The 14477-nt window shown below is 47.2% G+C and carries 14 protein-coding genes; 7 read left to right on the forward strand and 7 right to left on the reverse strand.

The genetic code is table 11. The features are described from left to right. Window positions 1-10 precede the first annotated feature (10 nt). The 3 genes from HC229_RS06245 to HC229_RS06255 all read left to right on the forward strand — a co-directional run bounded on the left by HC229_RS06245 (window position 11) and on the right by HC229_RS06255 (window position 3570). On the forward strand, window positions 11-2065 hold the full coding sequence (locus tag HC229_RS06245; protein WP_191019611.1) for a site-specific recombinase: 2055 nt from the start codon (window positions 11-13) through the stop codon (window positions 2063-2065). Window position 2066: 1 nt separating this feature from the next. Further along, complete coding sequence (dinB, locus tag HC229_RS06250; RefSeq protein WP_191019612.1) at window positions 2067-3146, forward strand: DNA polymerase IV; 1080 nt, start codon at window positions 2067-2069, stop codon at window positions 3144-3146. A gap of 67 nt (window positions 3147-3213) precedes the next feature. Further along, window positions 3214-3570: a hypothetical protein gene (locus HC229_RS06255; RefSeq protein WP_191019613.1), complete on the forward strand. Its 357-nt coding sequence runs from the start codon at window positions 3214-3216 to the stop codon at window positions 3568-3570. A 48-nt stretch (window positions 3571-3618) separates the two neighbouring features. Here the strand turns inward: HC229_RS06255 and HC229_RS06260 are convergent, their stop codons facing one another. The 6 genes from HC229_RS06260 to HC229_RS06285 all read right to left on the reverse strand — a co-directional run bounded on the left by HC229_RS06260 (window position 3619) and on the right by HC229_RS06285 (window position 8958). After that, window positions 3619-4395, reverse strand: a complete 777-nt coding sequence (locus HC229_RS06260) for a Bax inhibitor-1/YccA family protein (protein WP_191019614.1) — start codon at window positions 4393-4395, stop codon at window positions 3619-3621. Between the two features lie 51 nt (window positions 4396-4446). Then, complete coding sequence (gene pyk / locus HC229_RS06265) at window positions 4447-5877, reverse strand: pyruvate kinase (RefSeq protein WP_191019615.1); 1431 nt, start codon at window positions 5875-5877, stop codon at window positions 4447-4449. Window positions 5878-5882: 5 nt separating this feature from the next. Further along, entirely contained in the window at window positions 5883-6365 is a 483-nt protein-coding gene (locus tag HC229_RS06270) for an IPExxxVDY family protein (protein WP_191019616.1), read from the reverse strand. 112 nt (window positions 6366-6477) lie between these two features. Then, a complete protein-coding gene (locus HC229_RS06275; RefSeq protein WP_191019617.1) occupies window positions 6478-7227 on the reverse strand; it encodes a ribonuclease III family protein in 750 nt (249 codons plus the stop codon). A 3-nt stretch (window positions 7228-7230) separates the two neighbouring features. Beyond that, the gene (gene fabF / locus HC229_RS06280; RefSeq protein WP_191019618.1) at window positions 7231-8484 is read right to left on the reverse strand and encodes a beta-ketoacyl-ACP synthase II; all 1254 of its coding nucleotides are present in this window, start codon (window positions 8482-8484) and stop codon (window positions 7231-7233) included. Between the two features lie 237 nt (window positions 8485-8721). Continuing rightward, entirely contained in the window at window positions 8722-8958 is a 237-nt protein-coding gene (locus tag HC229_RS06285; protein ID WP_002988156.1) for an acyl carrier protein, read from the reverse strand. Between the two features lie 172 nt (window positions 8959-9130). Here HC229_RS06285 and purN point away from each other — a divergent pair, with 172 nt between their 5' ends. From purN to HC229_RS06305, 4 genes are all read left to right on the forward strand, one after another. Next, window positions 9131-9691, forward strand: a complete 561-nt coding sequence (gene purN, locus HC229_RS06290) for a phosphoribosylglycinamide formyltransferase (RefSeq protein WP_191019619.1) — start codon at window positions 9131-9133, stop codon at window positions 9689-9691. Continuing rightward, entirely contained in the window at window positions 9691-10170 is a 480-nt protein-coding gene (gene rnhA / locus HC229_RS06295) for a ribonuclease HI (RefSeq protein WP_191019620.1), read from the forward strand. The genes purN and rnhA overlap by 1 nt, the downstream gene beginning before the upstream one ends. Before the next feature lie 236 nt (window positions 10171-10406). Beyond that, window positions 10407-11333, forward strand: coding sequence for a PfkB family carbohydrate kinase (locus tag HC229_RS06300; protein ID WP_191019621.1), 927 nt, complete (start codon window positions 10407-10409; stop codon window positions 11331-11333). Between the two features lie 108 nt (window positions 11334-11441). After that, window positions 11442-13340, forward strand: a complete 1899-nt coding sequence (locus HC229_RS06305) for an amidophosphoribosyltransferase (protein WP_191019622.1) — start codon at window positions 11442-11444, stop codon at window positions 13338-13340. Between the two features lie 238 nt (window positions 13341-13578). Here the strand turns inward: HC229_RS06305 and HC229_RS06310 are convergent, their stop codons facing one another. Beyond that, a complete protein-coding gene (locus HC229_RS06310) occupies window positions 13579-14187 on the reverse strand; it encodes a superoxide dismutase (protein WP_191019623.1) in 609 nt (202 codons plus the stop codon). Window positions 14188-14477 lie beyond the last annotated feature (290 nt).

A 14477-nucleotide genomic window follows, 5' to 3' on the forward strand; every position in this document is an offset into this window, starting at 1 on the left:
AAGCCAACCTATGAAATTCGGAAATCGGAAGAAAAAAATTACACCTAAGGAGTTTATCGCGCAACAATGCAAATCGGGTTTGCCGTGGCAGCAAACGCCGGACGATCTCGATGTTTTGGTGCGTTTGATCCAACTCATCCGTCCGAAGCATCCGAAGAAAGTCGCAATGGTCGATCTGTCGGAATTTATTGCGTTTCTCGATGCGAACCCGCTTTGCAGGGAAAAATTGGGGAATTATGTTCGCAGTTTGCTTTGGCACAAAAAGTTCAACCGGTTTCTTTCGGACGCCGGGATTCTCAGCGATGCCGATTTTTTCTACGAGATCAAACGACGCATCGTAGCCAAGTTCTTGCCCAGGCAACCGCAGCAAAATCAGCTGGAGTACATACTGATCCAGGTTTTTTACTTGTCCAGCGACAGGATTTGGATAGAGAAGATCCCGATCGAGCAGCTTGAACAATTGTTCGACTTACTTGGATTTAAGCCGATTTACAACGACGTGGAACCTGATTCTCCGCTCTCTGAAGTATTGCTGGCGATGCATCTCATTGCGCAGCGCATCAGCGGACGGGCGATGGAGTCGGACGTGATCAAGATGGTTCCCGAATTCGACGATCTCGAAAGCCCGTTTATAGCATTTGAAAAAGAGTTGCTGCAAATCGACGACCGTATCCGGAAGACCGATATCCATTACATCCGGACACAGGATTTGACCTATCGCCAACTCCGGGTTTTGCACCAACAGTGCGTCGAATTTGTAGACAGGGCGTTCGCCAACAGTTCCAAGTACGGAATTTCGATCAAGGTGAACCAGAATTTGCTTAAAATCAGGCAGCAACTGGAACGCCTGAAAGTGATGATGCCTTTGCTCGCGGTAGACGATCAGCGCAATCGCAAACAAAACAGCATTGCGTTAGGTTTGCAGCTTATCCGATACAATGGTTTTAAAAACAATGTAAGGAAATTCGTGTCGGAGAGCACCCAACTCATTTCCTACGAAATTACGCAGCACACCGCAAAAACCGGCGAACATTACATTACGGAGACCTCCGGTGGCTACTTCAAAATGCTGCGATCTGCGTTAGGCGGCGGACTCATCGTAGGATTTCTCTGTGTTTCCAAGGTGCTGCTGTCGAAAGTAGAAACGAGCACGTTCGGTCACGCCTTTTTGTACAGCATGAACTACGCGTTCGGGTTTATCCTGATTTATCTCACCGGTGCGACTTTGGCGACGAAACAACCCGCGATGACGGCTTCGGCTCTTGCCCGGGCGCTTGAAGAGGGTCGCGGGAAAGGAAAACGGTCAGACCGTTATGCCGCTTTCGCGTCGTTGTTCGCAAGGGTTTTCCGATCGCAATTCATCGCATTCGTAGGGAATGTTGCCATGGCATTCCCTGTTTCGCTTTTGCTGATTTGGCTTATCGATTATTCGTTTGATTACAATATCGCCCAGTTCAAGTATCCGACGTTGTTGCACGATATCAGCCCGGTTCATTCGCCGGCCATTTTTCATGCGGCCATTGCGGGTGTTTTCCTGTTCCTTTCCGGGATCATTTCAGGAACTGTTGCCAATCGCGACAAACACAATCATATTTATTACCGCATCCAGCACCATCCCGTGTTAAAGGATGTACTCGGGCGGGAGCGGACACACAACCTCGCCAAATGGTACGAGAAGCGATGGGCGGGCATCGTGTCGAATTTTTGGTTTGGCGTTTTTATGGGAAGCACGGCCCCGATCGGTTTCTTTTTGGGGCTCGATCTCGACGTGCGCCACATCACGTTTGTCAGCGGAAATCTCGCCCTTGGGCTTTTCGGTTCGGGATTCGACATCCGTTCTTCGCTGTTGACGTGGTGCCTCATCGGAATTGTCGTCATCGGCTTGGTGAACTTTTTGGTAAGTTTCACACTTTCGGTAACTTTGGCGCTGCGGTCGCGCAACATTTCGTTTTTTGAACTGAGGTTCGTGGCAACGGCGGTTTTCCGACATTTCCTCAAAAAGCCACTGAGTTTCTTTTTTCCTACAGAAAAGCGAATTGACGACACTCAGGCCGTTTCGCATTAGCATGGAACCGAATTTACAGCGCAAGATTATTCACGTCGACATGGACGCTTTCTATGCGTCGGTGGAGCAACTCGACAATTCCGAACTTCGCGGGAAACCGATCGCAGTTGGTGGGAGCGAGAGACGCGGCGTGGTTTCGGCGGCGAGTTACGAAGCGCGCAAATTTGGTGTCCGGAGTGCGCTGAGCGGCGTTTTGGCTAAGCGGTATTGTCCAGACATTATTTTCGTGCGTCCGAGGTTTGACCGTTACAAAGAGATTTCGCAGCGCATCCGTAAGATATTCCACGAGTTTACCGATCTCGTCGAGCCGCTTTCGCTGGACGAGGCGTATTTGGACGTTACGGTCAACAAAAAGGGAAATCCGAGTGCCACGCTTCTGGCTCAGGAAATCCGTCGGCGGATATTTGAAGAAACCGGTCTCACGGCTTCGGCCGGGATATCGGTCAATAAATTCATTGCGAAAGTAGCGTCGGATTACAACAAGCCTAACGGACAGAAAACGGTCAATCCTGACGAAATCCTCGATTTTCTCGAAAACCTTCCGATCAAGAAATTTCACGGAATCGGAAAAGTAACGGCCGAAAAAATGTACCAACTCGGGATTTTTACGGGAAAGGAACTCAAAGAGAAAGAACTTGATTTTTTGGTGAATCACTTCGGGAAATCCGGAGGCTACTACTATCATATCGTGAGAGGCATTCACAACAGTGAGGTCAAAAGCGAGCGCGTGGCGAAATCGGTGGCGACGGAGCATACGTTCAGCGAGAATCTGACGAGCGAAATTTTCATGTCCGAAAAGCTCGAGATGATAGCCGGTGAACTCGAACGTCGGCTCAAGCGCTATGATACGGCGGGCAAGACGGTGACGCTCAAGATCAAGTATAGCGATTTTACGTTGCAGACGAGAAGCAAGACCCTTCCGTATTTTATCTCGGATAAATCGCTGTTATTCGACACGGCGCGTGAACTTTTATACCAGGAAAAAATGAAGGAATCGGTAAGGCTGCTCGGGATTTCGTTGAGCAATTTGAATACAGAAGAAAAGAAAACTGTCGCCGTCCAGTTGAAGTTTGAGTTCTAAATTGTTGTTAACGTGGCGCTTGCGTGAAGTGAATTCCGTATTTTTCAGCATCTAAACAATTGTTCTCATGAAAAAAATCTTCACATTAGCCGTGTTGTGCGTCGGGTTCGCGTCAATTGCGCAAGAGTGTCCGAAACGCCTCGTGTGCGGACAGCCCGGCACTTTTGAGAGCCGGGACGGTATGACGTATAACGAAGACACTAAGGTCATGGTTATGCTCAAGGCAGATTATTCCGACGAAAAAATAACGATCTGCCAAGCCGACAAAATTACATTCGATACGACCACGAAAGAAATGGTTGTCGAAAACGCACAGCGATTGGAATTCTTCGGCGTAATCAGTAGCGAAGTTCCGATTGACAAAAGGGATTATTACCCAAAGTTGCGTTATACAATAGGTGGAGGCACTGCGTATCTGGAATAAAAAAAGCCGTCGGATCAAGACGGCTTTTGTTTATTTTATATGTTGGGATTAATCCCGACTCGCGAGTTTTGAGAACAGTCTCAAAAATTCGACGTACAGCCAAACGAGTGTGATCATCAAGCCCATCGCACCAAACCATTCCATATATTTCGGATGTCTTTGCTCAGCGCCCTTTTCGATCATGTCGAAGTCAAGGAACAAATTCAATGCAGCGATGACGATCACGAATACGCTGATTCCGATGCTCATCAACGAATTGCCTCGGTGAACAGGTTGGAAATCGATAAAAAACGTGAGGACCCAACTCAGCATATAGTAAATAAAGATGCCGAACGTTGCCGCAATGACAACCGATTTGAATTTTTCAGTGACTTTTATGACCTTGAACCGGTACAATCCGAAACAAACCAGGAACGTTACCATGGTCGCGCCAACCGCCTGAAGTGCGATTCCGGGATACATCAGCTCGAAAATGATCGTAACGGCACCCAGGAAAAGTCCTTCAAAAATGGCGTAACCCGGAGCAATCCAAGCCGAATATTGCGGTTTGAACGACACGACGAGTACAAGGATGAATCCGATGATCCCGCCGCCAATCAACGGCAGATAAGGGTTAAGGACGCCCGTCGCAACCAAAAAGAACGTAACCATGGCCGTGGCGACAAGGCCCAAAAGCATGAAGACACTTTTGTTGATCGTGCCAGAAATGGTCATCGTTTCATTGTAGTCAATAAACGTCGATTCGTGAATCAGGCCTTCTTCGGCTGTGTTTTCACCTTTGAACGACTTGTTCTTGAAAAACGGATTGTTTGAACTGTTGAACATGTTATCGTGTTTTAGTTCCCCAAAAATAGGATTTCCGGGGAGATATGCAAGTTACTCGATCTCGGAAACGCGCAAGGTGTTGACCATTCCTTTGTCCGTCACGGGCATCGCCGCAAGGTTGATCAGGAAATCACCTTTTTCGACATATCCTTTAACGCGTGCGATTTCGTTAATGTCGGTTACGGTTTCGTCTGTGCTGACGGACTTGTCGTAAAAGTACGACTTGACGCCCCAAAGCAGGTTCAATTGCGTCAGTATGCGATGGTTGGACGTAAACACCAAAATGTGGGACGATGGTCTCCATGCCGAAATCTGGAAAGCCGTATAGCCGCTGTTGGTCAACGTACAAATCGCCTTTGCACGAATCACGTTGGCCATCGAAGCCGCGTGGTAACAAATCGTTTTTGTAATGAAGCGTTTTGTGCGCACCTGAGGCGTGTTTTGTGGGACCTGGATCAGCGGAGAATCTTCAACGGCGTCAATGATCTGGCTCATCTTCTCAATTACCTGCACAGGATAATTTCCTACGGACGTTTCCCCTGAAAGCATTACCGCATCGGCACCGTCCATAACAGAATTCGCAACGTCATTTACCTCGGCGCGCGTCGGCGTGAGGCTTGTGATCATCGTTTCCATCATTTGGGTGGCGATGATTACAGGAATCCGGGCTGTTTTGGCTCTGTTGACCAATTTTTTCTGGATAAGCGGAACTTCGTGCGCCGGAACCTCGACACCCAAATCGCCTCGGGCCACCATTAATCCGTCGCAGAACGCCACGATCTTGTCGATGTTTTCGACGGCTTCCGGTTTCTCGATTTTGGCGATGATCGGAATTTTATAGGACGAATGTTCGGCGATCAGGTCCTGCAATTCTTCAAGATCTTTAGGCGTACGCACGAACGAAAGCGCAATCCAGTCCACTTCGCATTTTATGGCGAAAATGGCATCTTTGATATCTTTTTGGGTCAGAGCCGGAAGCGACACTTTCGTATTCGGAAGGTTGACACCTTTTTTGGATTTGAGTGGTCCGCCTTGGATGACGCGGCACAAAACTTCCGAAGTTCCATTGGTAGAGACGGCTTCGAACATCAACTTCCCATCGTCCAAAAGAATGCGTTCGCCGGGATTGACATCCGCAGGGAACGCCTTGTAATTCATATAGACGCGCTCGGCTGTTCCCGGCACGTCTTCGGCGGTCTGGAAGGTAATCATGTCGCCAGGGTTGACAACGACATCGTCCTTCATGACCCCGACGCGCAACTTCGGACCCTGAAGGTCGGCGAGGATTGCGGTTGTGTATCCGAATTCCTCATTGAGGGAACGGATCGTATCAATCTTAAACTTTACATCATCATAATCTGCATGCGAAAAATTGACGCGAAATACGTTCACCCCGGCGTCGATCATTTCTTTGAGGACTTCACGCGTACTACACGCAGGCCCAAGGGTGGCGACAATTTTCGTTTTCTTGTTCGTTGGCATTGGTATTAAAAGATTAAATTGTTTATCGATTTTATACGGCTCGTATCCAAAATATAAGACGTGTTGACCTGTTCGATCTTCTGCATCTTTTCGGATATGCGCGCTGCGGATTCGTCGAGGTTATGCACCTTCAGCAAGTAATCCACTTTTTTGAATTCCGGTAGCAAATAGGCTTTTGACGCCACTTTTACGGTCGTTCCGGAGAACAGGTCATCGGAGGCGTTAGGTTGTACCGTCAAGAATTCGTTGCGATTCTGGATCAGGTTCCAGGTCGAGCCATTGTATTCATCCTCAAACGAAAAACGGGACATGCCGGCATTGCCTGATTTAGAGGTGATCGGGATGTCTTTTTTGCATTTGCTGAGCAACACTGGAAAATTCTGATTGATGAAGTAGGCCAGTCGATAATCCTCTAGAGAAGTGTGGATCGCGATCAGTTGATAATCGATTTCGTCAAACTCATCGATATTCAGTTTGTAAACGGCCATTGTGCTTCAAATAAGCCGTAAAGATAACATTTATAAAGCAGTATCAAAAAGCTATTGATTCAAGTTAACGTTAAATTGTCAACGAAATCGATGTAGTTTTAGAGAATGTGATTTATTTTTTGTTAATTTTTTCCTGAAATGCAAAATACGCCCGTTGGGACGCTTTTTCTTCCGCCTTCTTCTTCGATGTCGCCCTTGCCTTTGAAATGACCTTGCCGCCAATGCTCAGACGCACGCCGTACAAGCGTTGGCCGTCGATCCCGTTGTCTTCAAATACGTCGTAGTGAAACGGCAGTTTTTCCTTTTGGCACCATTCGATAAGCAGACTTTTGTAGCTGATGACTTTACCCTCGAGTCGCGGAATATCGACATACGGCTCAATGACGCATTTTTGGATGAAAATTTCGCAATACGGATAGCCTCGGTCGAGATAGATCGCGCCAACCAAAGCCTCAAAGATGTTGCCGTGTACATTCTCCCCGAAGTGTACAGGCGCAATTTTGCTGTCGATGAAGCTCACCAGGTCGAGGTCGCGTCCGAGTTCGTTCAAATGCTCCCGGCTGACGATTTTGGATCGCATTTTCGTAAGATAGCCTTCGTCACCAGATGGAACTTCGTTGAACAAATGAGCCGCAATAACCGAACTCAACATCGCGTCACCTAGGAATTCCAGCCGCTCGTAATTGACAGGATTTCCCTTTTCGTCCATCTTGTTCGAAGAGCGGTGCGTAAAAGCGCGTCGGTATGGCTCAAGCGAAATCGGGTCAAAACCCAGGATCGCCTTGAGCGTATCAAAAAAAATCCCGTCTTGTGGAGAACGGGAATCTTTTTTGGCAAAAATATTTTTAAAAATCTTTTTCAAAAATTATTCCTCTAGCCTTTTTACAAGCACGCAAGCATTGTGACCTCCGAATCCGAAAGTATTGCTCATCACGACGTTCATATCGCGTTTTTGCGCCTTGTTGAAGGTAAAATTCAGTTTTGGGTTGATGTTTTCATCATCTGTAAAATGGTTGATCGTAGGAGGAACAATGCCGTGCACGATCGACAGGATCGACGCGATCGTCTCAATTGCCCCGGCCGCTCCAAGCAAGTGGCCTGTCATCGATTTGGTGGAATTGAGGTTCATCTTGTAGGCATGTTCGCCAAAAACGGCTTCGATCGCTTTGGATTCGGCAATGTCGCCAAGCGGTGTCGAAGTGCCGTGCATGTTGACGCCATCTACATCTTCCGGTTTCAGACCGGCGTCGCGCAAACAGGCAATCATGACGTTTCTCGCCCCAAACCCTTCAGGATGCGGAGCCGTGATGTGGTGCGCATCGGCAGACATTCCGCCGCCTCCGACTTCACAGTATATCCTTGCCCCACGCGCCTTCGCATGTTCGTATTCTTCTAAAATCAAGGAGCCGGCACCTTCGCCTAGAACGAATCCGTCGCGCTCTTTATCCATCGGACGGGACGCGGTCGCAGGATCGTCGTTTCGCGTTGAAAGTGCATGCATGGCGTTGAATCCACCCATTCCGGCAATCGTAACGGCCGCTTCGGAACCTCCGGTAACCATGACGTCAGCATGACCTAACCGAATGTAGTTGAAAGCATCGATGAGCGCATTCGTAGAGGAAGCACAAGCCGAGACGGTCGTAAAATTAGGGCCGCGGAAGCCATATTTGATCGAAATGTGGCCGCCGGCGATATCGGCGATCATTTTCGGGATAAAGAACGGATTGAATTTTGGGACGCCGTTTCCTGCGGAAAATTCCATGACTTCCTGCTGGAACGTTTCCAAACCTCCGATTCCGGATCCCCAAATAACGCCGACACGGTCTTTATCAAGAGTTTCAAAGTCGAATTTGGCATCTTTGACCGCTTCTTCCGAAGACACGATAGCGTATTGCGCATAACGGTCCATTTTTCGCGCTTCCTTGCGTTCGATGAAATGCTCTACGTTGAAGTTCTTGACCTCACAAGCAAATTTCGTCTTGAAGTGCGTCGTGTCGAAATAGGTAATCGGAGCCGCTCCGGACTTACCGGCGATCAATGCATCCCAATACTCCTGAATATTGTTTCCAATAGGAGTTAACGCACCTAAACCTGTAACAACTACGCGACGTAATGCCATATTTGATAATTCTTTTTAGTCGAAAATCGAAAGGCGAACGTCAAAACGGACGGTTCCCGTCGAAATCAGACATTGGTTTTATTGTTTAAACAAATAATACCTATGCTTTATGCCTTGAGGATCATTAAAGTCACAGGTATTATCTAGTATTCAAATGATTGAACGAACAATCTAAAATTCAATTTTTAAAAAATAATAACACCCGCATACTTAACGGAATACGGGTGCTGGGGAAAATTATTTTTTTGCTTCTTCGATGTAAGAAATCGCCTGACCTACAGTAGCAATGTTTTCAGCCTGGTCGTCCGGAATCTGGATATCAAATTCTTTTTCGAATTCCATGATAAGCTCAACTGTATCTAAGGAGTCTGCTCCCAAATCGTTGGTGAAGCTTGCTTCCGCTACGACTTCGTTTTCGTCAACGCCTAGTTTGTCTACGATAATCGCTTTAACTCTTGATGCAATGTCTGACATAATCTTTCTTTTTAAATTTTAATTTGTTGGCAAAAATAAAAACTTTTATTTTAAAACAACCTTTTGGTTCGGAAATGTGAAGACTAATTTAAAAAATTAATTTCATAAAGAAACCGTAATTTTGTAGTATCTCGGCAATTATGCTTTTTTTTGCAAGCCCAAAACAAAACACATGAAAAAGCTCGTCCTTTTTGCTTCTGGAGCGGGTTCGAATGCCGATGCGATCATCCGTTATTTCAAGGAAAACGCTTTCGCGGAAGTGGCCGCCGTTTTCACCAACAAACCCGAAGCCGGCGTCGTCCAAAAGGCCCGGGGATACGGAATTCCGGTCGTGATCGCTACAAAATCCGATCTCGAAAACGGGAACGTCCTTGCCCATGTGAACCAATTCAAGCCCGATCTCATTGTCCTGGCCGGATTTCTCCTGAAATTCCCTACCGATATCATCAATGCTTATCCGAATAAAGTAATCAACATTCACCCGGCGCTTCTTCCTAAATATGGAGGCAAAGGCATGTATGGAATAAACGTGCACCGTGCCATCCTTGAAAATAGGGATATCGAAACGGGAATCTCGATACATTACGTCAACGAACATTATGACGAAGGAGGAATCATCTTCCAGGAGAGAGTAGGAGTTTCCGATTGCGATTCTCCCGAACAGATAGCCGCCCGCGTCCAGAAACTCGAGCACGAACATTTTCCGTTGATCATAGCGCAACTCCTGAAATAATGGCTGCGGACGTCCATCTTTATACAGACGGTGCCGCCAAAGGCAATCCGGGCCCGGGCGGATACGGAGTCGTGCTGGAGCTCGTCGGCCAACCGTATCGCAAAGAATTCTACGAAGGATTTCGCCTTACCACCAATAATAGGATGGAACTGTTGGCGGTGATCGTCGGATTGGAAAAGCTCAAAAAACCGATGACGAAGGTTCTTGTTGTGTCCGATTCCAAATATGTGATCGACTCGGTTGTCAAAGGCTGGGTTTTCGGATGGGAGAAAAAAGGTTTCGCAGGAAAGAAAAATCCCGATCTCTGGATGCGTTTCCTCAAGATTTACAGACAACACCAGGTGGCGTTCCAATGGGTGAAGGGGCACAACAACCATCCGCAGAACGAACGGTGCGATCAATTGGCCGTAATGGCGAGCCAAATGCCGAAGTTGTCGGTCGATGCATTTTACGAGAGGGAAGAAGGGAAGTTGCTTTAACAATTTCGATAGAAAAACTGTATCGGTTGGGTTTTGGAAACCGTTATTTTTGGAGACCTAACAAATCTTAGAGATTTGTTAGGTCTGGCGAAATCGCCCAAACGAACTCTCATCCGTTCAGCCAAGTGTCCCAATCCCCTAATAATCAACCGATTCTTTTCACAAAACTTTACCAGCAATCCACATTGCAACTTTCTACATTATAAAGTATCTTTGCGCCTTTCAATAACCACTGGATGAACAAACTACTCATTGTCGGTACCGTAGCCTTCGACGCTATCGAGACGCCGTTCGGGAAAACCGATAAAATTCTCGGTGGAGCCGCCACTTTCATCGGCCTGTCCGCATCGCATTTCAATGTAAAATCTGCTATCGTATCAGTCGTAGGGGAAGATTTTCCACAGGATTACCTCGATTTGCTTACTGAGCGTAACATCGACATTTCCGCGATTGAAATTGTAAAAGGAGGCAAGACGTTCTTTTGGGCAGGAAAATACCACAACGACCTGAATTCTCGCGACACATTGGTCACGGAACTCAATGTACTTGCCGATTTCCAGCCTAAAGTTCCGGAGGAATTCAAAAATGCCGAAGTTGTCATGCTCGGCAACCTGCATCCGCTTGTCCAAACCAGCGTTTTGGATCAAATGGAGGCCAATCCGAAACTCGTCGTTCTCGATACCATGAATTTTTGGATGGACTGTGCCTTGCCGGAATTGCTCGATGTGATCAAACGCGTAGACGTCATCACGATTAACGATGAGGAAGCACGGCAATTGTCCGGAGAATATTCTCTTGTCAAGGCCGCCGCCAAAATCCATCAGATGGGGCCAAAATACGTCGTCATCAAAAAAGGGGAACACGGCGCTTTGATCTTCCACGGGAAAGAAGTTTTCTTCGCTCCGGCTTTGCCACTTGAAGAAGTTTTCGATCCGACCGGGGCCGGCGACACGTTTGCCGGAGGTTTCTCAGGATATCTCACCCAAAGCGAGAACATTTCGTTCGACAACATGAAAAATGCGATCATTTACGGTTCCAACCTCGCTTCGTTCTGCGTGGAGAAATTCGGAACCGAGCGCATGCAAACGCTTGAAAGAGACGAGGTCATAACGCGCCTCAAGCAATTCAGGGCGCTTACGCAGTTCGACATCGCTTTGCAATAAAGAATAATTACGCCTCGGAAACGGGGCGTTTTTAATTTATCTGTTTGAAGTTTAACGTTACTACCGACAACTTTAAACTTTAAGCCTTAAACTTTTCAAACACACAACATGAGCGATAAACTCAACCACGAATGCGGCATTGCTTTTCTCCGATTGAAGAAGCCGCTTGAATTTTATAAGGAAAAATACGGATCTGCATTTTACGGGATACAGAAAATGTACCTGCTCATGGAAAAGCAGCACAACCGCGGCCAGGACGGAGCCGGTTTCGCCAGCATCAAACTCGATATGCAACCCGGTGAACGCTACATCAGCAGGCTGCGTTCGAACGACCAGCAGCCTATAGCGGATATTTTCGCCCAAATCAACGGCAGGATCAGTGATGAGATGAAACTGCATCCGGAATGGAACGATGACGTCGAGGCGCTGAAACGCAACGTGCCTTATGTTGGTGAAGTTTTCCTAGGGCATGTACGATACGGGACTTTCGGTAAAAACAGCATCGAAAGCGTACATCCATTTTTGCGTCAAAACAACTGGATGCACCGCAACCTGATCGTGGCCGGAAATTTCAACCTTACCAACGTCACCCAATTGTTCAACAGTTTGATCGAGCTCGGGCAACATCCGAAAGAAATGGCCGATACCGTTACCGTGATGGAAAAAATCGGGCACTTCCTTGACGATGAGGTTACCGACTTGTACCAGGAATGCAAAGAAGAAGGGTTTTCCAAAAGAGAAGCCTCAGCAGTGATCGCCGAGCGACTCAACGTGGCGCGAATCCTAAAACGCGCCTCCAAAGGTTGGGACGGTGGTTACGCGATGGCCGGTTTGTTTGGGCACGGCGATGCGTTCGTTTTTCGCGATCCCGCAGGAATCCGTCCGGCGTTTTTTTATGAAGACGATGAGGTCGTGGTCGTCGCGTCCGAAAGGCCGGTCATCCAAACCGTTTTCAACCTCGATCACGAACAAGTCAAGGAGTTGACGCCTGGCCACGCGCTTATCGTCAAAAAGAACGGAACGGTTTCCGAACAGGAAATTCTGCCGCGTCTTCCTTATAAAGCATGTTCGTTCGAGCGCATTTATTTTTCCCGCGGCTCGGATTTTGAAATTTACAAGGAGCGCAAGGAATTGGGGCGCCTCGTTTTGCCACAAGTTCTGGAAGCGATCGACAAAGACACCGACAACACCGTTTTCAGTTATATCCCGAACACGGCCGAGACGTCGTTTTTCGGCTTGACCGAAGCGGCACGGGACTTTTTGAACAAACGCAAAAACCAGCACATTCTCGATCACCGCCATACACTTACAGAGGAAACTCTTGCGAAATTGCTTTCGGTAAAGATCCGAATGGAGAAAATTGCGATCAAAGATGCCAAGCTGCGCACGTTCATCACAGAAGACAGCAGCCGGGATGATCTTGTCGCCCACGTTTACGATGTCACGTACGGCGTGGTGAAGCCAACCGATAACCTCGTGATCATCGATGATTCCATCGTAAGAGGCACAACGCTCAAAATGAGTATCATAAAGATGATGGATAGGCTTAAGCCGAAACGCATCGTGATCGTGTCGTCGGCCCCTCAAATCCGTTACCCTGATTGTTACGGTATCGATATGGCGAAACTGGAAGGTCTCGTGGCGTTCAAAGCCGCGCTCGAACTGCTAAAGGAGCGAAATCTTTACCATATCGTCGAAGAAGTCTATCAAAAATGTAAAGCGCAGGAACATTTGGACGATACCGAAATAGTAAACCACGTCGTCGATATTTACAAGCCGTTCAAAGATCAGGAGATATCAGACAAAATTGCGGAAATGCTTCATTCTGACGGCATTCAGGCCGAAGTAAAGATTATTTTCCAAACCGTGGAAAACCTTCACAAAGCCTGTCCGAAAAATCTGGGCGATTGGTATTTTACGGGCGACTATCCGACGCCGGGAGGTAACCGCGTGGTTAACAAGGCCTTCATGAATTTTTACGAAGGAAAGGATGCCAGGGCGTACTAAATCGATGTAAAACATGCACTTCATCGATTTTTATGGTAGTTCAACTAATTTTTTTGTTGACAGTTTCATCACCCTATACATTTGAATCACCATAGCATTAGTAGGTTAAGTTTATGGTAGATTTGGGGCAAAAAGGGTGAAAGAAATTTCACCTTTTTTATTTTGTAAACGTCACATCACAATATAAAAAAACGGCTGAAGAGTAATTCAGCCGTTTTTTCGTTTTATAAGTTTTTGCTTATTTCTCGGTTGCGAATCGCCTTGCGACTTCCGTCCAGTTGATCACGTTGAAGAACGCCTCTATGTAATCCGGGCGACGGTTTTGATAATTCAGGTAATATGCGTGTTCCCAAACATCCATTCCCAGGATTGGCGTTCCGCCACAACCGACATCCGGCATCAACGGGTTGTCCTGGTTAGGCGTGCCACAAACGTCGAGTTTCCCTCCCGATTGTACGCAAAGCCATGCCCATCCTGACCCGAATTGTGTAGCCCCGGCCTTTGCGAACTTCGCCTTGAATTCGTCAAACGAGCCAAAATCGCGATCGATGGCCGCTGCAAGATCACCCGTCGGTTTTCCGCCGCCGTTTGGAGCCATTACCGCCCAAAACAGGTTATGGTTGTAAAACCCGCCTCCGTTGTTGCGAACAGCCGCATTTTTCTTGTCGAGGTTGATCAAAATGTTCTCGATCGTCTTGCCTTCCATATCGGTTCCCTGGATGGCCGCGTTGAGGTTTGTCGTATAAGCTTGGTGGTGTTTGGTATGGTGAATTTCCATGGTGCGCGCGTCGATATGAGGCTCAAGCGCATCATAGGCATAAGGTAATTTTGGTAATTCGAATGCCATAATTTCTGAGTTGTTAAGTGGTTTGTAAAAAATTCAATTCAAATTTATAGATTTAACTTGTGAAATGAAACCTTGAACCCGTTATAATTTTTGTAAAAACCGATGCTTGATTATCAGATGAGTAAGGTTTTTTGCAGCAATTCCGGCTGCCCGCTTTTAGCTTTCGCAAAAAATGTGGTTTTGGCATTCCGCGCTTTCGGGCTTCCTTTGGTCGCCCTCACCGCGGGCCAAAACGCACTTTTTTTTTCGAAAGGCTAACCGCTCGCATCCGGGCTGGGAGGTTTAAAGTT

Origin of the sequence: Flavobacterium selenitireducens, assembly GCF_014748335.1 — a bacterium.
In the GTDB taxonomy this organism is placed as follows: domain Bacteria; phylum Bacteroidota; class Bacteroidia; order Flavobacteriales; family Flavobacteriaceae; genus Flavobacterium; species Flavobacterium selenitireducens.